General features: G+C 71.1%; 12 protein-coding genes. All 12 read right to left on the minus strand.

Going from position 1 to position 22,964, the window contains the following annotated elements:
• Positions 1–7: 7 nt before the first annotated feature.
• Positions 8–766: a substrate-binding periplasmic protein gene (locus M2351_RS28120; protein WP_264659336.1), complete on the minus strand. Its 759-nt coding sequence runs from the start codon at positions 764–766 to the stop codon at positions 8–10.
• A gap of 8 nt (positions 767–774) precedes the next feature.
• The gene (locus M2351_RS28125) at positions 775–951 is read right to left on the minus strand and encodes a hypothetical protein (protein ID WP_264659337.1); all 177 of its coding nucleotides are present in this window, start codon (positions 949–951) and stop codon (positions 775–777) included.
• A gap of 53 nt (positions 952–1,004) precedes the next feature.
• Positions 1,005–1,505: a YcjF family protein gene (locus M2351_RS28130; RefSeq protein WP_264659338.1), complete on the minus strand. Its 501-nt coding sequence runs from the start codon at positions 1,503–1,505 to the stop codon at positions 1,005–1,007.
• Between the two features lie 389 nt (positions 1,506–1,894).
• Complete coding sequence (locus M2351_RS28135) at positions 1,895–5,158, minus strand: type VI secretion system protein (protein WP_264659339.1); 3,264 nt, start codon at positions 5,156–5,158, stop codon at positions 1,895–1,897.
• Entirely contained in the window at positions 5,146–5,871 is a 726-nt protein-coding gene (locus M2351_RS28140) for a hypothetical protein (RefSeq protein ID WP_319801939.1), read from the minus strand. Before M2351_RS28140 ends, M2351_RS28135 begins: the two co-directional genes overlap by 13 nt.
• The gene (locus M2351_RS28145; RefSeq protein WP_264659340.1) at positions 5,868–6,374 is read right to left on the minus strand and encodes a hypothetical protein; all 507 of its coding nucleotides are present in this window, start codon (positions 6,372–6,374) and stop codon (positions 5,868–5,870) included. The genes M2351_RS28140 and M2351_RS28145 overlap by 4 nt, the downstream gene beginning before the upstream one ends.
• A 2-nt stretch (positions 6,375–6,376) precedes the next feature.
• Positions 6,377–6,775: a hypothetical protein gene (locus M2351_RS28150; RefSeq protein WP_264659341.1), complete on the minus strand. Its 399-nt coding sequence runs from the start codon at positions 6,773–6,775 to the stop codon at positions 6,377–6,379.
• Complete coding sequence (locus tag M2351_RS28155; RefSeq protein ID WP_264659342.1) at positions 6,772–9,864, minus strand: ABC transporter substrate-binding protein; 3,093 nt, start codon at positions 9,862–9,864, stop codon at positions 6,772–6,774. The genes M2351_RS28150 and M2351_RS28155 overlap by 4 nt, the downstream gene beginning before the upstream one ends.
• Before the next feature lie 55 nt (positions 9,865–9,919).
• On the minus strand, positions 9,920–11,251 hold the full coding sequence (locus M2351_RS28160; RefSeq protein WP_264659343.1) for an HlyD family type I secretion periplasmic adaptor subunit: 1,332 nt from the start codon (positions 11,249–11,251) through the stop codon (positions 9,920–9,922).
• A gap of 44 nt (positions 11,252–11,295) precedes the next feature.
• Entirely contained in the window at positions 11,296–12,984 is a 1,689-nt protein-coding gene (locus tag M2351_RS28165; protein WP_264659344.1) for an ATP-binding cassette domain-containing protein, read from the minus strand.
• Complete coding sequence (locus M2351_RS28170; protein WP_264659345.1) at positions 12,981–14,405, minus strand: TolC family protein; 1,425 nt, start codon at positions 14,403–14,405, stop codon at positions 12,981–12,983. The genes M2351_RS28165 and M2351_RS28170 overlap by 4 nt, the downstream gene beginning before the upstream one ends.
• Positions 14,406–14,539: 134 nt before the next feature.
• A complete protein-coding gene (locus M2351_RS28175; protein WP_264659346.1) occupies positions 14,540–22,840 on the minus strand; it encodes a hypothetical protein in 8,301 nt (2,766 codons plus the stop codon).
• Between the last annotated feature and the right edge of the window lie 124 nt (positions 22,841–22,964).

Here is a 22,964-nt window from a genome sequence, read left to right on the forward strand (position 1 = left end):
GGCTTGCTCATTGCGCCAGCCAGGAGTCGACGATGCGGGTGATCGTGCCGTTGTCGCGCAGCTTGACGAAGGCGGCCTGCAAGCGCTCGGCCTTCTCCTTGCGCGCCTTCGGCAGGGCGATGTAGCGGGGGATCAGGCCGACCGGCTTCGGCAGGACACGCACGTTCTTCAGCCGGCCGTCCTGCTTGGCCATGTAGTTCAGCACGTGCAGGTCGCCGACGATCACGTCCACGAGGCCGAGCATGAGGCGGCGGAAATTGACCACGTTGCTGCTGGCCGGGACCTTCTCCAGATAGGTGGCGGCGTCGAAGTCCGGCGCGTAGGAGAAGCCGTCGACCACGCCGATGCGGTAGGGCGCCAGGTCCTCCAGCCGCTCGAAGGTGATGGGCGAGTCCTTGCGCACCATGAAGACGGTCGTGCCGGTGCGGAAGGGGCCGGTCATGTTGTATTGCGCGAAGCGGGCCGGCGACGCCACGAACTGGAAGCCGACGTCGGCGGTGTTCTCGTCCATCGACTGCACGACCTCGGTCCAGGCCAGCGGCCGGTGGACCGGGGTGACACCCAGCTCCTTCAGCAAGGCATTGACGATCTCGGTGTCAATGCCCGTGCGGTTGCCGTTGAAGGAGTAGTTGTAGGGCGGGAAATGGTCCTCGGACGCGATGGTCCAATATTCGGCGCGCGCCTGGAAGGCCGTGCCGAGCAGGACCAGCAGCAGTGCCGGAAGCAGCAGCCGGACCGCCCTGGAAAGAATGGATGCCTTGGCCATGCCCGCCGTTACGCCTTCGCCAGCTTGGCCGGCTTCTTGCGGCGGTAGGTCAGGATCATGACAAGGAGGGCGCCGGGCGGGGTCAGCACCACCGCCAGGAAGGCGTAGAGCAGGAACCCGCCCCAACGGCCGATTCCCAGAAACCCGACCAGCAGGCAGAGTCCGATGTAGATCAGCTCGAACACGGTGATGGTTCCTTATTCGCCCGGCGTCCTGCCTTGGCCTACCTTATGAAGGATCAGCCGGCCTTCTGGGCGGGCTGCTCGTCCATCTGCGGCGCATCGACCGCGGCGTCGACGTTCTCAGCCTTGGCGGCCTCGTATTCCTTGCGGAAATGCTCGCGCATGGTGTCGACGTCGAAGTCCAGCAGCGTGCCGCCGGTCTCGAAATGCTGGGCGAACACGCGGCCGAGCGCCTGGGTCGCCGCCAGCGACAGGGCCGGCATCACCGCCATGCCGAGGACGGAGCCGACGAACGGCACGGCCTTCACGGCGGAGCCGAGCACGCTGGAGCTGAGCGCGCCGGGCATCACGCCGCCCAGCAGGGCGCTGACGATGGCGCGGGTGCGCTCCTGAGCGAACTCGACCTCGTACAGCTTGGCCAGCTTGTGGATCATGTTGAGCTGCGCCGCGCTGACCGCGGCGACGTCGGCGCCGGGCACGGGGATGAGGCCGAACGCGCCGGAGGCGTAGCTGTGGTACTTGATCAGGTCCTGGGCGCGTTTCTTGCGATCTACCATGATCCGAAGCCTTTCAAGGAACGGTTGGTGGTTGCGATATGAGACAAAAGCGAGACAAATTACACGTATTGCGCTGTGCCCGCCGGCGCCGTGGGACGCCGGCGGGAAACGCCTTGCCAACCGTCAATCAAACATCGATCGATCAGCAAAAGAGTTGCCTTTTCCAGAACCGATGTGCGAGCGAAGAACTTCGTCCTCATTGTGTTGCAAATCGGATCGAATGACTCTGCCAGGCCCAGTCCGGAAATCTAACTCATTGATATAGGCCAACTGTTTAACAACGAATTAAACGATTCTTCAAAAGCACGGCGCCATGCGCAACGAAACAGTATTTTGTAGCGGTTTGTAACATTCTATTTCAGTAGTTTTTCTTCATGAAAGAGTTTCTGCTACCATGACGGGAATCGGGCCGGCGGATCGGGCAGCACCAGGGGCGTGGAGGAGCGCGCGCCGACCCGGACCGAGGCTGCCATGAACAGCACCGTGTCGCGTGCGGGCGCGCCGCCGATGGTCTGCGTGGGCAGCGCGATGCGCAGGACCGAGCCGTCCCGGCCCGCAACCGACGCCGCGGTCCGGCCCTTCAGCAGGCGCAGGAGCGCCCACGGACCGCGCTCCACCACGGTCAGCGTGTCGCCGGCGGCGGCCTCGGCCGCGTTGGCGGCGGCGCTCTTCGGGCGGTAGGGCGAGCCCGCGGCCCAGCGGAAGCTGAGCAGCACGGGCTGTCCGGCCTTCCAGACCAGCGGCTCGGCGTCGGTCGTCGCGCCCACCGCGCTGTTCCCGGAGCGGACGGACCAGTCGATGATGTGCTCCGCCCCGACCTCCTGCCCGCGGTTGACGCCGTAGGCGAGGGAGACGCTGACCGGCGCCGCCTTGGCGACCGCCTCCAGCAGTGGACGCGCCGCCTCCATCCGCTCCAGGAAGCCGGTCAGCTCGGCCCCGGCATGCCGGGCGAGGGCCGCCCGGTTCTCGTCGAGCGTCTGGTAGAAGCGGCGAACGTCCTGCGGGTCGGCGTCGGGCGCGCCGCGCGCGAGGTCCGCGCGCACGAAGGGGAAGCGCCCGGCAAGCGTCTGCGAAAAGCTCGCCGCGAGCTTCGCCACCGCCGCCTCGCTGTCCGGGATGGCCGGAACGGTCGGGGCCGGCAGCATCGCCACCGCGGGGGGCGGTGCGATCCTGGCGGAAGGCGGGGGAGGGAGGACCGGTGCGGGTGCCGGAGCTTCCGCCACGGGTTTTGCGGGAGCGGGCGCTGGCTTGGCCGGTTCCGGCGCCGGGGCTTCGGTCTTGACCGGCTCTGCCTTGGGAGGCTTGGGCGTCTCCGCCTTGGCCGGCGCTTCTGCGACCGGAGCGGCGACCGGTTCCGGCGGGACCAGTGCGGCGAGGACGGTGGGCAGTTCGGCGAGGGCCAGAACCGGCACCGGGGTCCCGCCATCGTCCCGCAGCGTGAACAGGCGACCGACCGGCGGCGCCTCCAGCGCGGCCAGGGCGGCACGGGAGTCGGTCGCGGCGGTGGTCAAGGCCTCGGTGATCCGGTCGGCGGCGTCGCGTCCCGGCAGCTCGGCGATGGCGGCCTTCTGCAAGGCGAGTTTGACCGCATCCGGCAGCCCGTGCGACGGCGCCCGCAGCGCCGCGGCGATGGGCCAGCCGGCAGCGTCCATCACCGCCTCGACCAGCCGGCGGATTTCGGCGACGTCGTCGGCGGAGGGTGGTTGCGGCAGGTCGCGCAATCGGTCGGCCAGGGCCTGCGCCCGGACGCGCAGCGGGTTGCGGGCGTAGAGATCCTCGGCCACCGGCGTGGCGAGCCGCACGGACTCCGCGCGCACCGCCGCCGCGATGGTCCGGGCGTCCAGGTTCGGCAAATCGGCGCCCGCCGCGATGCGGGTGATGAATCCGTCGGTCGCCGCCGTCGCCGGCTTGGGCACAGCGCCGAACACGCTCTCCGACAAGGCCAGCAGTTCGTCGAAGCCGCTCGACCGGCGGAACCGGTCGTAGCGTTCCAGCGCGTCGCGCCGGCCGCCGATGCGGTCGAACTGGGCGGCCAGCCGGCGGAAGCTCGGCAGATCCTCCACTTGGTGCGCGTCGGCCGAGGGGGGCAGGTCGGCCAGCACGGGGCTGGGCAGCAGCGCGTCGCGGATCGGCCGCAACACCGCGCGGCGCACGGTCACCGAGGCGAGGCGCCGCTTATCCTCGTCGAAGCCGCTGAGCAGCGAGGTCGGCAGCAACGGCGTGGCGAGCCGGTCGCGCTCCATGCGCACGGTGGCGGCAACCACCCGGCCAACCGTCTCCGCGTCGGGGGCGGCGTCGCGCGACAGCAGCGCCCGGCGCAGGTCGCTGGTCGCACCGGCAACGGCGGGCACGCCGGCCGATACGCCGGACACACCCTGCCACGCCGCGAGCGACAGCCCGACGACGGAGGCGGCCAGCGCGCCCTGCGCCTGCCGGCGGCGCGCGCGGGCGCGCAGGAAGGCGACTTCCGACGGGCGCCCAAAGCCGGATTCCGCGAAGGCGCGGCCGGGCAGCAGGTCCCGCGCGAAGGCGGGGCGGCGCCCGCCGGTGATCGTCGTGTGGGCGCCGGTCAGGGCGATGCCGCGCAGCGGGAAGGGCTCCGCCCCCTCCTCACCGCCCAGCGCCCCGTCGAGGAACAGCGCCAGCGGGTGGCGCAGCGTGTCCAGGCTGGCCGGCAGCATCGGCAGCCGCATTCCGGCGGTGCCGGCGGTGAGCGCGTCGGCCTCCAGCAGCGCCAGGTCGGAACGCAGGGACTCGAAGGCCTCGTCCACCCGGCGCGGATCGAAGGGCAGCGTCCAATCCTGCTGGTTCGTCCAGCCCAGCACGCTGTCCAGCATGGCCGAGGGCATCGTCGCGCACAGCTCCGCGAAGCCGTCCAGCGCCTCGGCCCGCACGACCACCACATGCACCGGGCAGATGACGCCGAGGTCGTCGCGCAAGGTGCGCAACCGCTCGCGCAGGGCCGCCGCGCGCTTGGCGAGCGCTGCGCGCGGCGCCTCACGCTCCGCGGCGGCGCGCAGCTCGTCGGCGCCGACCATCAGCAGGATGCCGTCCAGCGGCCGGCGCATCGGCCGGGCGCGCATCGCCGACACCAGGGACGGCCAGGATTCGGACAGTTTCGCCCCGTCGGAGGAATCGGTGCCGGCGTGCAGGATCGCCGCCCCCTCGCAGAACCACCAGGCGCCGAACTCGCCGTTCCCGTCCTCCGGCCAGCGGACGTGGGTGGGGTCGGTGGCGAGCAGCGCCGACCCGCCGACTCCGAAAGCCAGGAACCACGGGATCTCGCCGCGCAGCAGGGGGCCGCGCATCTGCCGCTTCAGGATGGCCAGCCCCTCGCCATAGGTGCGGGCGAGCGGCGGCTTGCCGTTGTCCGCGCGCGCCGAGGGCGGAGCCTCCGCCCGCACCTGCAACGCGGTCGCCGGGCGGGGCCGGTGAGAGGCCGCGGCCTGACGGATGGACGGCTTGGCCTTGGGCTTGCGCCGCAGCCGCCGGGTCAGCTTGGGCCAGCGCGCGCGGATGACGCGGTAGAGGATGTAGAGCGGCAGCGCCGCCAGGGCGTAGGGCAGGATGAAAACGGCGAAGGACGCGACGGCGGCGATCGCCGCCCCGATGGAGGAGATCAGCAGCTCCAGCGCCAGCATCAGTAGGACCATGACAGCCCCATATCCTCGACCGCGGCGCGGGCGCCGCGCAGGTCACGCTGGATGCCGTCGACGGCACCGGTCCACAGCAGGTGCGAGGCGACCAGGAACACCGCCACCGTCCCGCCCAGCGCCCACCACCAGCGCCGCGCCGTCGGCCACGACAGGCCGGACACCGCGCCGGCCGGCGGTGCGTAGGCGCCTGGACTTGCGTGGGGACTCGCCTGCTGCGCTTCGCCGCGGTTTCCAGTGGCGATGCGGTGGAGCGCCGGGCGCCGCGCCGCGGCCTCCGCGTCCTCGGGAAAGCCCAGCGACAGAACGGCGAGGTAGACGGTGACCAGCTCGCGGTCGGCCTTGCTGCCCAGGCGGATCAGGTCGTCGGTCTGCACGAACAGGGTCTGCAGGGTGGCGTTGGCGCCGAACAGCCGGGACGCGACCACCGCCTCGGGCGGCTTGACCGGGGCCAACGCGCGGTCGGCCAGCATCGCCATGGCGAAGGCCGCCTTCACCACCGCGCCGTGGGCGGCGGGTCCGTGGGAAGTCGCCGCGTTGGTCATCCCGTGCAGCGCCGCGACCAGCCGGTCGGCCGCCGGTGCCGCGGTCGGGTTCTGGGCCGGTGCGCAGCAGGCGTTCAGGTCGGCGAGGAAGGCGCGGAACTGCGCCAGGATGCCCGGCTGCGCCGCGTTCATGGACACGGCGGGCCGGGAGGTGAGCATGGCGGTCACGGCGTTTCCCCCGTGGCGTTTGGTTGTGCCGTGAAGCCGTCGCGCTCCAGCCGGATCTCCAGGGCCGGAGCGCCGGGGACCGCCCGCCGGTGCAGCCCCGGTGTGGCGTAGTGCGCGAAGATCACTGTGGCGACTGGGGTGGCGGCCGGCGTGGCGGCGAAGGGCGGCAGGCTGTGCAGCTGGACGGTCTGGCCCGGCACCATCTCCCAGGAGGTGACGGCGAGGCGCCCCGCGCTCTCCTTGACCAGCGCGGTCCGCGTGCGGAACCAAGCCGCTGCGTCCAGCCCGTCGAGGCGCCGGGCCATCTCCGGATCAGCGACCCGCACCACGTCGAGTGCGACCGGCCGGCGCCCGTTGGCGTCGGCGTCGGCCAGGATGCGCAACGCCGGCTTGTCCGCCGCCCCGGCGGGGGCACGGTCCGGAGCGCCCCCCGGAGTGCCCCCCGGAACGCTGAAGGCGCAGCCGCCGAGCAGCAATGCCATGACCATCGCGGCACGCTTCACCGTCAGCCCCCCGCGCCGGGTGTCGCGGCGCAGACGTAGCCGGCCGGCGTGTGGCGGTACCAGTTGCCGGTCCCCTCGCCGCAGGGCGCCAGGACGCGGTCGTTTCGCTGCGGAGCCGCCGGCGGCGCCGTTTCGGGAGAAACATCCTCCTGGCCTCGTCCGGCCGGGCGGTTGGTCAGGGCCAGCGTTTCGTCGTCGCTGTCCACGATCATCACGTAGCGGGTGCGCTTGGACGGGTAGCGGATGCCGACGTCGTAGTCGCCGTCGGCCATACGCTCCAGCACCCCCGACGGGTCGGTGGAGCCCAGCGGCGCGCAGCCCGATGCGCCGAGCAGGACCGGCAGCAGGGCCAGGGCGAAGGACGCACGGATGGGGCGGTTCATCGGACGGGTCTCGCTCATGCCGGGATCGGGGTGGGCTGGCCGGTGGCGGCGATGGCGGCGGCGGGGGCGCCGCCGGCCTCCATCAGGTCGGGCGGGGTCGGGTCGATGCCGGCCTCGGCCAGCGTGCGGTAGACGGACCGCCAGACCAGCTCCGGCACGGCGAAGCTGGCGTCGTGGTCCTGGACCCAGAAGAACAGGTTGTACTTGCACAGCCACTGGCCGTTGACGCCGCGGAACCCGTCGTAGCGGACGAAGGGCAGGGCACCGGTGGCGCTGGGCATCGCCTTGTCCGTGTTGCGCAGCGCGCTGGTCAGCAGGCCGCCCATGCGGCCGGGGTCGTGGCGGGCGTCGGCGAAATACTCCAGCCGCATCGACACGCGCTCGACCGCGCTGAAGTTGACGACCGTCGCCTCCGACACCTTGGCGTTGGGCATGGCGACGATGAAGCCGGCGACGTTGCGCACCCGCACCGTGCGCCACGTCATGTCCACCACCACGCCGCGCACGACGTCGGTGATCTGGATGCTGTCGCCGATCTTGAAGGGCCGCTCGATGTTCAGGATGATGCCGGAGAAGACGTTGGCGATGTTGGCCTGGATGGCGAGGCCCACGACCATGCCGACGAGGCCGGAGGCGGCGAGCAGGCTGGTGATCGGCTGCTTCAGCACAAAGGCCATGATGCCGCAGCCGGCGAAGCCGAAGACGATCAGGCTGGAGAAGCGGCGGACGATGCCGGGGATCTTGCGCTGGGTGCGGATCTCCAGCGGCGTCCAGACAAAGCGCTCCATCGTGCGGTCGACCAGGATGGCCGGCACGATCCACCACAGCACGTCGACGCCGTTCACCACCATGGCGATGCCGCTGGCCGGCAGCGCCGCCACCGCCTGGTCCAGCGCGATGTTGCCGACCGACATCAGCAGCAGCGGCCAGGACAGGATGCGCATGAACAGTGTCTGAATCTTCCAGAACTGGCCGCGGTCGCGCCGGTCCATGAACGCTGCGAAGACCGCCAGCACGACGCTGAAGATGGCGATGTAGACGAAGAAGTCGCGGTGGATGAAGTCGCGCGCCGCCGGGGCGTCGGGGGTCGCCACCACGCCGAAGTCGACGCGGGAGAAGTCCGGCTGCGGCCGGCCGAAGCCGACATAGTTCGGATCGCCCTCGCTGCTGACCGTGGTGACGTCCTGGGAAATCCAGGCGCGCGACAGCCGCCAGCCGGGCGACGGCGCCAGCACCCGCCGCGCCCGCAGCTGGTCGAGCAGGGTGGAGCTTTCGCTCTCCCCCTCAAGCGCGTGGCCGATGCGGTCCATCAGCCCGGGCTCAGCGATCGAGGCGGCCTCGGCGGCGGCCATCGCCTTCAGCTTCTCCGCGAAGTCGTTGGTGTCCACCAGCGACATGCCCAGCACGTCGGTGACGAACATCACGTTGTTCCGGTTCTGCGTCCGGTGCCGGAAGCTGACCCCGACCGCGTGGCTTCCATAGGGCGGCCGCTGGTCGGAGAAGTTCAGGGCGAAGCGCCCCTCGACCTTGTAGGCGACGTAGGTCGTGACCTCCCCGCGCTCCTCGCGGTAGGGCTTGCCCAGCTCGATCGGCTTGACCGCGTTGGTAAAGACGACGTCGGCCGGGTTGAAGGCGCCGCGGAAGCGGAACCACACCGTGGCGTTCAGCGTCGCCTCGTTCTTGTCCGGATTGAGGTCGCGGATCTCGTGCAGCTGGACGCCGGTGTAGATGACGTCCGTCTTGTACATGAAGCGGTCGTTGACGTAGAGCGCCCGGCCGCGCGTGACCTCCTCCAGGAAGTTGGAGACGCCGGCCTCGCGGATCGGCTGGAGCTGGGTCAGCGCCGCCACCGGGTTCAGGCCGTTGTAGGTCGCCATCATCACCGGCAAGGTCGCCTGACTCTTGGCGTCGAAGGTCCAGGTGCCGACCGTGCCCTGGAAGGCGGTCTCGGCCCGGCCATGGTCGCCCATGGCGCGGCGCAGGGCGTCGCCGTCAGGCTTGCCGCTGGCGGGAAGCGTCTTGCCGATGGCGCCGGCGATCAGGTCCACGCCGTCCGCACCCAGCGCCGCCGCCCAATCGGGCACGGCGTTGAAGTGCTTGACGTATTGGCCGTAGAAGCGCTGCGCCCGCTCGTTCGCCGTGTCGAACAGCACAGGCGAGGACACCAGCAGTCCGTGCCCGTAGGCCTCCGGCGTCAGCGCCTTTGGATTGGCCTGCGCCTGCGCGACGATCTCCGCGCGGAAGGCGGCCGTCGCCATCTCCGACGTGCCGGCAATCAGGTTGCGCACGCCGGCGTCGCGCAGCGCCACCACCACGCGCGCGCTGTCCACCGCCGAGCCGATGACCACCACCGCGCCGGTCGGCATCTTCTCCTTCACCGTCTGGGCGAGCGCCGGCAGGGATCCTGCCCCGCCGCGGCCCGGCGCGAAGGTCCATTGGCTGACCAGCTTGGTGCCGAAGCGCTGGAGGATGGTGTCGAACTGGCCGGCGAGTGCTGCCGCCTGCTCGCTGTCCTCGCGCACCACCGCAACGGTCGGCTCCCCCACCACGTTGCGAACGTAGTTGGCGAGGAAGCGCGTCTCGTTGGCGCGGTCGAGGTTGATGCTGAACAGCCAGGGGCTGGGTGCTGCGTCGGCCGGGCGGACCAGCGGGCGCGGGGCGACCAGCGGGATGCGCTTTTGCGTGTAGATCGCCGTCGCGCTGTCGGTCGCGTCGGGGGAATGGCCGAGCACCGCGATGACGGCGGGATCGTTGGCGATGCGCTGGGCGATCTCCAGCGACTTGCCCTTGTCGCCCTCGTCGTCGAACGGCTTCAGCACCACCGGCCGGCCGCCGATGCCGCCGGCCGCGTTGATGGCGTCGGCCCGCAGCGCCGCCCCCTTGCGCAGGGCCAGTCCCAGCGACGCGTCCGGCCCGCTGAGCGGCCCGACGACGGCCAGCGTCAGCGGTTCCCGGTTGCGGTCGCCAAGGAAGCCGGCGCGCACCACCAGCGACACCAGCACCGCGACGAGCACCGCCGACGCCAGGATCAGCGCGAAGCGCGCCTTCTTGGTCAGGTGCGACCAGCGCAGCGGCGGCCGGGAGCGGGGCTGGAGCGAACTCAGCATGGAATGGGCCTCGGGCGGGAGAGGGCGGTGGTGGCGGAGTTAAAGACGGCCATCCTCAGCGCTCCTGCATGGCGTGCTGGAGGCCGTTGAGGACCGGCGAGAAGACGTAGTCGAGGATGGTGCGCCGTCCGGTCAGGATGCTGCAGGTCACGCGCACTCCGGGGAACAGCTCGTAGGTCTTGCCGCCGTAGTCGAAGCGGGTCACCGGCAGCTCCACGCGGACCTTGTAGTAGGACTGCTTGTTGGCATCGAGCAGCGTGTCGGGGCTGATCGTCCGCACCCGGCCCTCGATGTGGCCGAAGCGGGAGGCGTCGCTGCCGGCGAGCGTCACCACCACCGGCTGGTCGGCACGGACGTAGCCGATGTCCTGCACCGGCAGCCGGGCGTCGACCACCAGCTTGCCGTCGCGCGGCACCAGCTCCACCACCGTCTCGCCCGCCTTGACCACGGCGCCCTTGGTGGACACGGCCAGCGTCTTGACGATGCCGTCCATCGGCGCGCGCAGGCTGCTGCGGTCCAGGCTGTCCTGGTAGCGGGTCAGGCGCTGCGACAGTTCGCTGTGGTTGCGCCGCGCCTCGTCCAGCGCGTTGCGGCTCTCTTCCTCGTACTTGCGGCCGATCCAGACGAGCTTGCTGCGCGCCTCGGCCAGCGCCGCCTCGGCTTGGGCGAGCGTCGCGCGGTCCTCCGCAATGGCGCCGGTGACGCGGGCGTCGTCGCGCAGCAGTTCCAGGTGCTTCATGCGGTTGGTGATCTCGCGCTTCAGCAGCGTCTCGCTGATGGACAGCTGCTCGCGGATCAGCCCCTGCGCCACCTGCGACCCGGCGACGCGCGCCCGCACGGCGGCGACCTGCTGCTCGCGCTGGAGGATGTCCTGCCGCTGGATGTCGAGGTCGGAGGCGAGGCGGTCGCGCCGGGCGCGGAACAGGTCGCGGGTCTGGGCGACCAGGTCCGGCCGGTCGCGCAGCAGCGCCTCGGGGAAGGCGCCGGGGAAATCAATAGCGTCGCGGCGCGCCACCTCGGCCTCCAGCCGCGCGATGTCGGCGGCGAGCGAGCCCAGCCGCAGCTTCAGCTCCTCCAGGTCGGCGCGGGTCTTGGTCTGGTCCAATTCGACCAGCACCTGCCCGGCCTTCACGGAATCGCCTTCCTGCACCAGGATGTCGCGGACGATGCCGCCCTCGAAATGCTGGACGCTCTGGTTGTAGGCGAGCGGCACCACGTCGCCGGGCGCGCTGCTGGTCACGTTCAGCTCGGCGAAGGCCCCCCAGCCGACCGCCGCGGCGAGCGCCGCGAGACCGACCGCGAACAGCCCGTCGCCGAAGCGGCCTTCGGGTTCGTCCGTGAGTGTGCCGGGAACCGGCAGCGCCGGGGCGGCGACCGGCGACGGCATTGGAACCTTAACCGGGGTTTTCGTGGAGATCCGGGGAAACGGCTTCATGACATCACCATTCCCAGCCCCGGCCCCGGTTCAGCCCGGGCTGCGGCCTGCGGCTGGTCGAGGTCCAGCACCAGCGAGGCGCCCTGGAGAATGCGCGGATCGTGGGAGGCGATGACCACCGTGTGGCCGGTGCGCGCCAGCTCGATCAGCGTGCGGTAGACGACCGCCGTGCCTTCGGAATCCAGCCCGTCGGTCGGTTCGTCCAGCAGGATCAGCCGGCCGCCCACGGCCAGCGCGCGGGCCAGCGCCAGCCGGCGGCGGTGCCCCACCGGCAGCTCGTGCCCGAAGTTGCGCAGCGGCGTGTCGAGCCCCTGGGCGCAGTCGGCCACCGCGCGGTCGGCGCCGGCGCGGTGCAGCAGGGCGTGCAGCTCCGTCTCCGACAGGCGCGGGTTGGCGAGCAGCAGGTTGTCGCGGATGGTCCGGTTGAGGAAGGTCGGTTCCTGCGGCAGCAGGCCGATCTGCTGGCGCCACCAGCTTGGCGCGAACTTGCGGATCTCGACACCGTCGGCGAGCACCGCGCCCTCCTGCGGGTCGGCGAGGCCGGCGATCAGGCGGATCAGCGTCGTCTTGCCCGACCCGTTGCGCCCCTTCAGCACCAGGATGTTGCCGGCGGGAACCGACAGGTTCAGGCGCCGCAGCAGCGGCGTCACGCCGCCCGGCGGGGTGTAGGTCAGGTCGCGCAGCTCCAGCGTGCCGGCGTAGCGCGGCAGGGTGGTGCCGGTCGGCGCCTCCACGGCGGTGCGGGCGAACTGCTCCAGCCGGGCCTGGGCCTGCCGGGCCATCGCCCAGGACTCGCCGACCTGCGCCAGCCGCGTGAAGGGGGCCAGCGCGCGGCCGACCAGCAGGTTGACGCCGATCAACGAGCCGACATCCAGCTCGCCGCGCACGACCAGGACCGCACCGGTGGCGATGACCGCGACGCCTTGCAGGGTTTGCAGGCTCTGCGCCGCCGACTGGGCGCGGCCCTGGCGCATGGACATCCGCTCCCGCAGGGCGCGCAACGCCTTCGCCGCTGCCTGCCAGTCGCCGAGCAGAGGCTTGGCGCCGCCAAACAGCGCCACCGCGTCGCGCCCGACGATGGCCGAGGTGACAAGGCTCTGGGCGTTGGCGCCGGCCTGCGCCAGGTCGCGCCCGACCGCGCGCATGTCAGCCTGGGCCAGCAGTCCGGCGCCGATGGACAGAACCGTGAAGAGGACGCAGATCGCCGCCAGCGGCCAGGAGATCAGCGCCACCACCAGGATGAACCCCAGGGCGAAGGGCAGGTCGAACAGAGTGGCGAGGTTGGCGGAGCCGAACGCGGCGTCGATCTGCTCCGCCGCGCGCACCGCCTCACGCCGCGCCGTGTCGCCCTCGGCCGAGTCCGCACCGGATCGGGCGGTCAGCAGAATGCCGAAGGCGCCGGTGGACAGGCGCTCATGCTCGGCGCGGCCGATGCGGCCGGCGATGCGCAGCCGGACGTGGCGGAACAGATGCTCGAAGGCGATGGACAGCACGACGCCGACGGTCAGCGCCGCCAGCGTGGAATCGACGCCGTGCGTCACGTACCGGTTCAGCACCAGCATCGTGTAGAAGGACGAGGCAAGCCCCAGCAGGTTCGCCGCCAGCGACGCCGCGAAGACGCGCCCGGTCAGCCGCAGGTTGGCCCGCAGCCGCAGGGTCAGCAGCCCGATGGCGCCGCCGCTCATGGCTGCCTCCCGGAACCGGAACGAGAGCCGGAACCGCGCCTTGCGGGCGGGGTGGGCTCCGGCTTGCCCAGAGAATCGAAGGATCCGCGGCCCATGGTCGTCAGCTTCGGCGCCGGCCTCGTCTGGATATCCGCGCTGCTCAGCCGCCCCATCGCCGCCAGCAGGCGATAGCCGGCCAGCACCAGCTCCGTCTCCGCCGCGGTAGCGTCGCTGCGGGCGTTGATCAGCGTGGTCTCGCCGGTCAGGATGTCAATCAGGGAGCGGGTGCCAAGCTCGCGCTCTGACCGGGCCACGTCGAGGAAGCCGGCGGCGAGGCTCGCCTGGTCGTTCAGCAGCGCCACCTGGGCGCGGGCGCTTTCCAGCCGGCTCCAACTGTTGCGGACCGTCTCCAGCACCGTGCGCTCCTGGTCGGCCCAGGTGGCGTCGGCGGCGCGCAGGTCGGCCTCGGCCAGCCGGATGCTGTTGATGGCGGTCAGGCCGGTGTTCAGCGAGAAGGTGACCTGGAGCTTGAACAGAAGCTCGTTCTGGACGCCGGGCTGGCCAGCCACGTCGCGCTTGTGGTTGCGCTCCACATAGCCCTCGATGCGCGGGTACAGCGTGCGGCCGCGCACCGCCGTGATGGATTCCTGGGCGGCGGCGGTGTTCAGCGCCAGCTCCTGAAGGCGCGGATTGTGGCGCCGCGCCTCGTCCACCGCGGCCTCCAGCGTCGGCGGCAGCGTGGTGCGCGCCGTCGCCAGAATCTGCGACCCGTCGATCTGGAAGGGCACATGGCCGAAATAGGCCTGGAAGCGGTTCAGCGCGTTCTGCATCGCCTCCGCCGCCGCGACCCGGCGGGCCTGCGCGCCGGCCAGCTGGCTCTTGGCCTGCAAAACGTCGGTGGTGAAGCCGAAACCTTCCTGCAGCCGGACCTCCTCCAGCCCGGTCTGGCGCCGGATGTTGTCCTCGGACTGGCGGGCAAAGGCGAGCAGCCGGTGTGCGCGGACGAGGTTTGCGTAGGCGGTCAGCCCCTCGACCAGCAGCTCCTGCCGGGTGCGCTCGACCGCGATGTCGGAGCGGACCACCGTGATCTGGGAGCGGCGGATATCGGCGTTGGTGGCGTCGAAATCCCAGATCAGCTGGGTGGCGCGCACCGAGACCTGGGCGGCGTTCATGTCGGTGTTGGGCAGGCCGGCGGGCTTGGTCGTGTTCTCCCGACCGCCGTTGGTCGACAGACTGACGGTCGGGTACCAGCCGCCGTAGCTGATGCGCAGCGCGTTGCGGGCCGCGTCGGCGGCGGCCTCCGCCCCCCTCAGCCGGTCATGGGATTCCGTCGCCTTGGTGATCAGCGACACAACGTCGTCGCGCGGCGACGCCAGCACGGGTTGTGCCGCCCCGACCAGGAACGGAAGCGTGATCGCAGCGATAAGGGGAAGTTTATACATGAAGGCCCTAATCTTGCCGTCAGCTCAGGCGCTGCTTTTCGCCAATTCGGCGAATATAGCTGACGGTATAGGCCTGCATTTAAGACAAATCCGCGTCTTGATTGCCAGGGAAAAGTTCCAGTGAAATAAAGAGCTTAAGAATGTATTGATGGGTGCGTCCCATTCGTTTCGCTCAGTTGCGGATGATGCAGATTGGGGTCGTGGCTCGTCCACTCCGACGCCGTTCCGTGGATATCTACCTCGGATTGCACAACCTGAGCGTGGGGCTGCGCCGGAAGGCCCAGCCCGGAGGCCAGCATGGCGGCGAAGTCGGTGCCCCCGGAGGTGGTTCCGGGGGTCGGCTGGCTCTGCACCTGCCCCGACACCGCGGCCTTGACGTCGAAGGCGACTCCGGCCGCCGTGTGGGTGCTGCCGTCGGCCATCGTGACGCTGGTGGTGCCGAGGATGCGGTTGCCGGCGACCGTCGCGTTGCTCGGCGTGGCGGTGGTGGCGATCGACTGGACGCCGGCCTCCGCCAGCGTCCGCAGCTCCCCGCCCTGGCTCACCCCGTCGGCGTTGGCGTCCTGCCAGACCTTCAGCGTCGCGAAGGACAGGTCGGCCGCGTCGATCCGGCCATCGTGGTTGTCGTCGAGCGAGGCCAGCGCCTCCAGGCTGCTGCCGAAGCCCTTGCCGAACTGCTCCGACACCAGCTCCCGCGCGTCGTCGATCCGGCCGTTCTGGTTCTCGTCGCGCACCAGCAGGGCGTTGCCCGCCCCGATCCAGCCCGTCTGGTCGGCCACGCCGTCGCCGGTCACGTCGAAATGGACGTCGTCGGACAGCGGGCGCAGCGACAACCCGTTGCCGGTCAGGTCCAGCACGATCGGGTCGCTGGCGACGGTGGTCAGCTTGATGTTGTCGACCCTCAGGATCGGGTTCACCGAGTTGTCGCTGGTGTCCGACGCGCCGAAGCCCAGCGACAGGGTGGTGTTGGCCGGGATCACCATGGTGAAGGTGCCGCTGGCGCTCGCGTCCTTCGCCAGCAGCTTCACGACTCCGTTCACGCTGACGAAGGAGAAGTCGTGATAGCCGGGGTCGCTGAAGGTGAAGTTCCAGTCGAAGGTCAGCACCGTGTCCTTCGTCACGGTGACGGTGCTGGTCAGCTTCATGGCGTTGCCGTAGGACGGTATCGTCCCGGTCGCCGCGGCGATGGAGCCATGGGCGACGCCGAGGAAATCCTCCAGCTGCGTCGGCGTCTGGCCGGTGGCCGAGGTGAGCGTTCCCTCATGCCCGTCGCCGGTCGTGCCGACGGACGCGCCGCCGGTCGAGGTCCAGCCGGTCAACCCGGAATCGAAGGACCCGTTCGGCAGCAGCACGCCGGGGTGCAGCGTCAGGCTGTCGGTGGCGGCGGAAAAGGCGCTGCCGTCCGTGTGGTCGACCGCCACCTTGGTGCCGTAAGTCCCGCTCGTCTGGTCCCAGGCCCGGATGGTCAGGGCGCCGCTGACGGTGCCGGGCACCGAGGCGTTGGGCTGGAAATAAAGCCGGTCCGTCGGGCGCAGCAGCAGGGCGGAATCGCTGTCGTTCACCGCGCCGACCAGTTTCCAGGTGGCGCCGTTGTCGGTCGAATACCACCAGTGGCCGTAACTCTCGTTGGTGCCGATCAGCGCGATGCCGGTCACGGCCTCCTTGTCGTTGTCGGTGACGTTCGCCACCCCGCCGCCGTTCAGCCCGACCAGCTTCGACACCGCGAACCCGGCCGTTCCGGCCACCGGCGCGGCCAGCGCCTCCGCCGCGACGGTCAGTTGCAGGTCGGTGTCCTTCAGCACCGGGGAGGCGTTGGGCGGAACCACGGTGACGCCGATCGTGCCGCTGGCCGTCAGCGCCCCGCCGGCCCCGCCGCCGGCCTGGTCGTTCACCACAATCGAGATCGTGTCGGGACCCGAGTAGGGACCGGCGAAGTAGAGCAGGCCATCGGCCGCGGCCAGCAGGCTGTTGAGGGTAGCCAGCGTCGCCAGGATGGTTACGCTGCCGGTGCCGTTGCCGGTAATGACGGCATCGGACGCGGTGTTGGTCAGCGTCAGCGCGCCGTGCGCGGCCGTCAGCGTGACCAGCAACGGCGTCGATCCCGCATCGATGTCCGACACCGACAGGCCGGTAACAGCCACCGCGTTGCCCTTCAGGGTCGTCAGCGAGGCCGTGGAGACGGTCAGTTGGGGTGCGTCGTTGACGGCGGTGACGGATCCGGTCAGGGCGATGGTCCCGGCGCTGTAGGGCGTGGAGCCGCCGACACCGCCGGTCAGGTCCAGGTGGGCGCCGGAGGCCACCGATGCCGCGGACTGCTCGACCAGCCGCACGGTGAGCGCCGGGGTGGTGCCGTTCCAGTTGGCCGCCGGGACGAAGCGCAGCTTGTCCGCCGCCGCGACAACCAGGGCGAAGCCTTCCGACACAGTCCCGACGGCCGCCCAGGCCGTGCCGGTCCAATACTGCCAGACGCCCTGCGCCGTGCTCGCCGCGTTGCCTACGATGGCGACGCCGGCGAAGCCGTTGGCGGACGAGCCGCCGGCGACCGCATCCGCGGTGTCCGAGAACAAGGCGCCGAACAGCGTGGTGATCGTCGCCCCGGCCGGGTTCGCCGTGTCCTCGGCGATGGCCGTCATCGTCGCGGTCGTGCCGGTGGCTACGGGAGCGTCGTTCACGGCCGTGACGGCCCCGGTGAGGGCAATGGTCCCCGCGCTGTAGGCGCTCGTCCCGCCGATCCCGGCGCCGAGGTCCACGCGATCCCCACTCGACGGCGTTCCCTGGGAATCATCCACCAGCCGCACGGTGAGCGCCGGGGTCGTGCCGTTCCAATTCGCGGCCGGGACGAAGCGCAGCTTGGCATCGGTGCTCAGCAGCAGGGCGGAACCGTTCGACACGCTTCCGACGGCCGTCCAGGCGGAGCCGGTCCAGTACTGCCACGTGCCTTGCGCCGTGCTCGCGGCGTTGCCGACGATGGCGATCCCCGCGAAGCCGTTGGTGACCGAACCGCCGGCGACCGCATCGGCCGTGTCGGAGAAAAGAGAGCCGAACAGGGCGGAGACGGTTGCCCCGGCCGGATTGGCCGTATCCTCAGCGACGGCCGCCATCGTCGCGAAGGCGCCGGTGGCCACCGGGGCGTCGTTGACGGCGGTGACGGATCCGGTCAGGGCGATGGTCCCGGCGCTGTAGGCGGTCGCCCCGCCGACACCCAGACTCACCAGATTGACCCGGCCACCGTTGATGACGTCCCCAGCCGAATCGTCCACCAGCCGCACGGTGAGCGCCGGGGTGGTGCCGTTCCAATTGGAAGCAGGAACGAAACGCAGCTTGGCGTCCGCGGCCAGCAGCAGGGCGGAACCGTTCGACACAGCGCCCACCGCGGTCCAGGCGGAGCCGATCCAGTATTGCCAGACACCTTGCGCGGCGCTCGCCGCGTTGCCGACGATGGCGACCCCAGCGAAGCCATTGGCAGCGGAGCCGCCGCTCACCGCGTCCGCCGCGTCGGAGAAGAGGGATCCGAACAGGCTGGAAACCATGGCGCCCGCCGGGTTGGCCGCGTCTTCCGCGATGGCCGCCATGGTCGCGGAGGTACCGAGCGCCACAGGGGCGTCGTTCACGGCGGTGATGGTTCCGGTCAGGGCGATCGTGCCGGCGCTGTAAGGGGTCGTCCCGCCGACGCCGGTGCTGAGATCCGTCCGGTCGCCGCTGGACAGCGCTCCGTGAGAGGCGTCGACCAGCCGCGCGGTGAGTGCGGGGGTGGTGCCGTTCCAGTTCGCGGCCGGCACGAAGCGCAGCTTGGTGTCGGCCGCAAGCAGCAGGGCGGAGCCGTCCGACACGGCGCCAACGGCGACCCAATTGGATCCGGTCCAGTACTGCCAGACACCCTGCGCCGCGGTCGCCGCGTTGCCGACGATGGCGACGCCGGCAAAGCCATTGGCCGCGGAACCGCCACTGACCGCATCCGCGGCGTCGGAGAACAGGGCGCCGAACAGAACGCCGATCGTCGCTCCGGCCGGGTCCGCCGCATCCTCGGAGATCGCGGCCTTGGAAACGGCGGTGCCGGTCGCTACCGGGGCGTCGTTGACAGCGGCGACGGCTCCGGTGAGGTCCACCGTCCCGGCGCTGGAGGCGGTCGTTCCGCCGACACCGGTGGTCAGGTCGACTTGGTCTCCGCTGGTGATCCCTCCGGCCGAATCGTCCACCAGCCGCGCGGTGAGCGCCGGGGTCGTGCCGTTCCAATCAGCCGCCGGGACGAAGCGCAGCTTGGCATCGGCCGCGAGCAGCAGGGCGTTGCCGCCCGACACGCTTCCAACGGCAGCCCACGCCGATCCGGTCCAGTATTGCCAGACGCCCTGCGCCGCGCTCGCCGCATTCGCGATCACCGCGATTCCGGCAAAGCCGTTGGCGACGGATCCACCACTCACCGCGTCCGCGGCGTCGGAGAACAGGGCACCGAACAGGGCGGTGACCGTTGCCCCGGCGGGGTTCGCGGTGTCCTCGGCAATGGTCGGCAAGGTGGCGGCCGTGCCGGTCGCCACGGGAGCGTCGTTGACCGCGATGACGGCTCCGGTGAGGGCGATGGTTTCGGCGCTGTAGGCGGTCGTCCCGCCGGCACTGGCGCTGAGGTTCACGCGGTCCCCGCTGGACAGCGTTCCCTGCGAGTCGTCGATCAAGCGCACGGTGAGGGCCGGGGTGGTGCCGTTCCAATTCGCCGCCGGCACGAAGCGCAGCTTGTCCGCCGCCGCGACGACCAGGGCGGAGCCCTCCGACACGGTCCCGACGGACACCCAGGCGGAGCCCGTCCAGTATTGCCACTCGCCTTGGGCCGCAGTCGCCATGTTGCCGACGATGGCGACTCCGGCGAAGCCGTTGACGGACGAACCGCCGGTAACCGCGTCGGCTGTGTCGGAGAACAGAGAACTGAACAGGGTGCTGACCGCCGCCCCGGCTGGGTCCGCCGCATCCTCGGCGATGGCGGCCATGGCAACGGCGGTGCCGGTCGCCACCGGGGCGTCGTTGACGGCGGACACCGTTCCCGTGAGGGCAACCGTCTCGGCACTGTAGGCGGTCGTTCCGCCGACACCGGCTGTCAGGTCGACCCGATTGCCGCTGGCGATCACGCCGGCCGAATCGTCCACCAGCCGCACGGTGAGCGCTGGGGTCGTGCCGTTCCAATCAGCCGCCGGGACGAAGCGCAGCTTTGCGTCGGCCGCGAGCAGCAGGGCGTTGCCGTTCGACACAGCCCCGATGGTGGCCCAAGTCGACCCGGTCCAGTACTGCCAGACGCCCTGCGCTGCGCTCGCCGCATTTGCGACGACCGCGATTCCGGCAAAGCGGTTGGCGACGGATCCGCCGCTCACAGCGTCCACGGCGTCGGAGAACAGGGTGCCGAACAGCGTGGTGACGGTTGCCCCGGCCGGGTTCGCTGTGTCTTCGGCGATGGCCGCCATCGTGGCGGTCGTTCCGGTCGCCACGGGGGCGTCGTTGACGGCGGCGATGGTCCCCGTGAGGGCGATGGTCCCCGCGCTGTAGGCGGTCGCCCCGCCGACCCCCGTGCCGAGGTTCACCCGTCCGCCGCTGGACAGTGTGCCTTGCGAGTCGTCGACCAGCCGCACGGTGAGCGCCGGGGTGGTGCCGTTCCAGTCACCGGCCGGGACGAAGCGCAGCTTGGCGTCGGCGCTCAGCAGCAGGGCGGAGCCCTCCGACACGCTCCCAACGGCCGTCCAGGCCGATCCGGTCCAGTACTGCCACGCGCCCTGCGCGGCGCTCGCCGCGTTGCCGACGACGGCGACACCCGCAAAGCCGTTGGCGGACGAACCGCCGCTTCCCGCGTCGGCCGCGTCGGAAAACAGGGCGCCGACCAGCGCGGTGACCGTGGCACCGGCCGGGTCGGTCGCGTCCTCGGCGCTGGCGGCCATGGAAACGGCCGTGCCGGTCGCCACCGGCGCGTCGTTGACCGGCGTCACGTCCAGCGACACCTGGGCGATCTCCGCCGACAGGGGAGAGGTGCCCCCGGTCGCGCCCAAGGCGAACAGCCGGTGCGCGGAGTCGCTGAATCCCTCGGTCCAACCCTCGTTCACCGCGCGCAGGCCGAGCGCCGGGGCGGTGCCGAAGGCGTCGGCGGCCGGGAGGAAGCGGAGCAGGGCGGTGCCGGGAAGCAGCAGCGCCGCCGCATCGCTGACCGCTCCGACCGCGACCCAAGTGGCGCCATCGACGCTGTACTGCCAGACGCCGAGGGACGAGCCAGCGTTCGCCACCACCGCGACGCCGACCACGTTGCTGCCGGTCTCGCCCGGCCGGAACATCGCCTCGATCAGGTGGAACACCGTGAAGCCGGCGGGCGCGGCCGTGTCCTCCGCCACCGCCAAGGCCTTGGCGAGGGTCGCCGCGTCGAAGCCGGCCGCCACGGTCGGGGCCGGCACATGGTGTTCGGCAACGGGGGGCGTCGTGGTCTCGGCCAGCCGCGCGAGGGACTGCGCGACCCGCTGCTGGGTCTGAGCGGTCGTGGTGAAGGGGTCGGTTGTTCCGACCTTGCTGATCGGGCTGGTGCTTGCCGGCTGGGCGGCGGACGTGGCCGTGCTCCGGCCACCGCTGTCGGCCGGAGAACCGCTTTTGCTGCCACTGTCGGGCGGGGCGATGGTGACGGGCGTCAGCGCGGCGCTGGCCATGCCGGCGGACTTGCTTGCCGACGCGGAGTTGGGGGATGGCGCGTCCGGCGCCGGGGAATCGGAGGGTGCGGAGCCATCGGCAGCCTTGCCACCCGCGGCGTCCTTGCCGTCCTTGGCGTCGTCTTTCGCGCCGTCCTTGTCGGCGCTTTTGTCGGCGCCCTTTTCCCCGTTGTCGGCCACCTGTTCGGCGCCCTTGGTGTCGGCACCGCCTTCGGCCTTGGCGTCCTTGCCGTCTCCCCCATCCTTGGCCCCGTCCTTGGCGCTTTCCTTGGACGCCGAGTCGGCGTCCGCGGTCTTGTCCGTTTTCGCGCCATCCGCCGCCGCGGCCTTTTCGGCGGCGCCGGGCGTCGCCAGATCGGCAAGGGCTTTGTTTTCGGGGGAGATGGGGACTTCGCTGCTCTGGCTGTTCCGCTGGACGGTGTCGGCCGACTGGCGCGCGGCGGCGAGTGCCTGCCCCGGCGAGCGGCCCTCCGCGAGCGCTTGGCCCAGGGCCGCGCTGAACGCGCCGCCGGAGCCGCCGAGGGCCTGCACGGCCTGCTGCACGTTCTGTCCGCTGGCGAGCGCCGCCACGAGGCTGTTGCCCTTGACGCCCTGCGCCGCAGCCGACGCGATGGCGGTCGCCGCAAACGCATCCTGGTGTGCAGCGCTGAGCGCGCCGGTCGCCTCCTGGCCGGACGACAGGGCGTTGCCCAGCGCTTGGCTGAAGCCGCCGGCCGCCTTGGGGTCAATGCCCGTCGCCACGGCGAAGGACTTGACCGTCTCGGCGACGTCGCGGCCGGAGGCGAGCGATGCCAGCAGCGTGTCCGCCGGCTTTGGCGCCACGCCGGCTGCGCTCACCCGCGCGGTCATGTCGGCCTGCGCCCGAGCGGAGGCGCCCAGCGCCGCGTCCGGAGAACTGCCATGCGCCAGCGTGTCGCCCAGGACCGTCGAGAAGGCGGCGCCGTCGCCGACTCCGCGCGCGGCTGCCGATCCACCGACAGCCAGCGACGACAGCAGGCGGTCGCCGTCCGACTGCTCGACCGTGGCGGCCTGGCTCTGCACGCCGCCCTGGGCCGTTCGCTCCGTCGCGGCGGCAACGGCGCTGGCGGCGTCCTCGCCGCTGGACAGCGCCCGCTCCAGGGTGGCGGCGAACAGCCCGGCGCCGTCCGGCGCAACGGCCTTGACGGCCTCGGGCACCGCCACGCCGGAAGCCAGGGCCGCGGTCAACTTCTCGATGGGGGACGGTTCGACCGACTGCGGAGGGACGAGGCCATGGTCGACGGGCTGCGTCAGCGCGCGCGACAGCGTTTCCGTGGGGTGAGCCGATCCGGCCGGCCCGGCGGGGGGAGCCATCACACCGTCGAACAGAGCCCGGCTCAGATCAGACTTCAGGTCAGTCGATCCACGGGCGCCGGCCGCGGCCTGCTCAACCCCTTGCCCCTGCGCCAGGGCGGTGGCCAGACGCTGCTCGCCGGTCATGGCGCTGGAATCCTGAAGCGCCTGCGCCATCCGCGCCGCCGCGCCGGCGGTGATCCGGTTGGCCTCCGCGATGGCTGCGTCGGGCGAGGCGGCGTTTTCCATACCGGCAGCGAAGCTGCGCACCCAGCCCTCGGCCGCCCGGCCGGCGTCGCTTCCCGGCAACCCCTGGTCGGCGAGCGCCGCCGCGAGCTTCGCTTGGACGGCCTTCAGCCCGCCGACGTTGCCACCCAGCAGCATCGCCGCCGCCTCGGAGGTCAACGCTTCGGGAATGTTCAGAAGCGGGGTCTGGGAGGCAGTGTCGTGAAGGTCAGGCACGTCGTCCCTTTCGCCTTTGCGGCGGCCGTAAGCGGAGTCGACCTATTTTGCCTGTGATCTGTTGAAGAAATTCTGAACATGTTTGCAAATGTTGTTGCCAAGATTAGAGGTTAGTTGCCGAAGA

Origin of the sequence: Azospirillum canadense (assembly GCF_025961225.1) — a bacterium.
GTDB lineage: Bacteria > Pseudomonadota > Alphaproteobacteria > Azospirillales > Azospirillaceae > Azospirillum > Azospirillum canadense.

Bases quoted from the DNA above. Each gene is read 5' to 3' on its own strand.
- M2351_RS28165 (WP_264659344.1), bottom strand. From the start codon at position 12,984: ATGAGCGGCGGCGCCATCGGGCTGCTGACCCTGCGGCTGCGGGCCAAC.
- M2351_RS28150 (WP_264659341.1), bottom strand. From the start codon at position 6,775: ATGAGCGAGACCCGTCCGATGAACCGCCCCATCCGTGCGTCCTTCGCC.
- M2351_RS28170 (WP_264659345.1), bottom strand. From the start codon at position 14,405: ATGTATAAACTTCCCCTTATCGCTGCGATCACGCTTCCGTTCCTGGTC.
- M2351_RS28160 (WP_264659343.1), bottom strand. From the start codon at position 11,251: ATGCCGTCGCCGGTCGCCGCCCCGGCGCTGCCGGTTCCCGGCACACTC.
- M2351_RS28130 (WP_264659338.1), bottom strand. From the start codon at position 1,505: ATGGTAGATCGCAAGAAACGCGCCCAGGACCTGATCAAGTACCACAGC.
- M2351_RS28135 (WP_264659339.1), bottom strand. From the start codon at position 5,158: ATGGTCCTACTGATGCTGGCGCTGGAGCTGCTGATCTCCTCCATCGGG.
- M2351_RS28120 (WP_264659336.1), bottom strand. From the start codon at position 766: ATGGCCAAGGCATCCATTCTTTCCAGGGCGGTCCGGCTGCTGCTTCCG.
- M2351_RS28155 (WP_264659342.1), bottom strand. From the start codon at position 9,864: ATGCTGAGTTCGCTCCAGCCCCGCTCCCGGCCGCCGCTGCGCTGGTCG.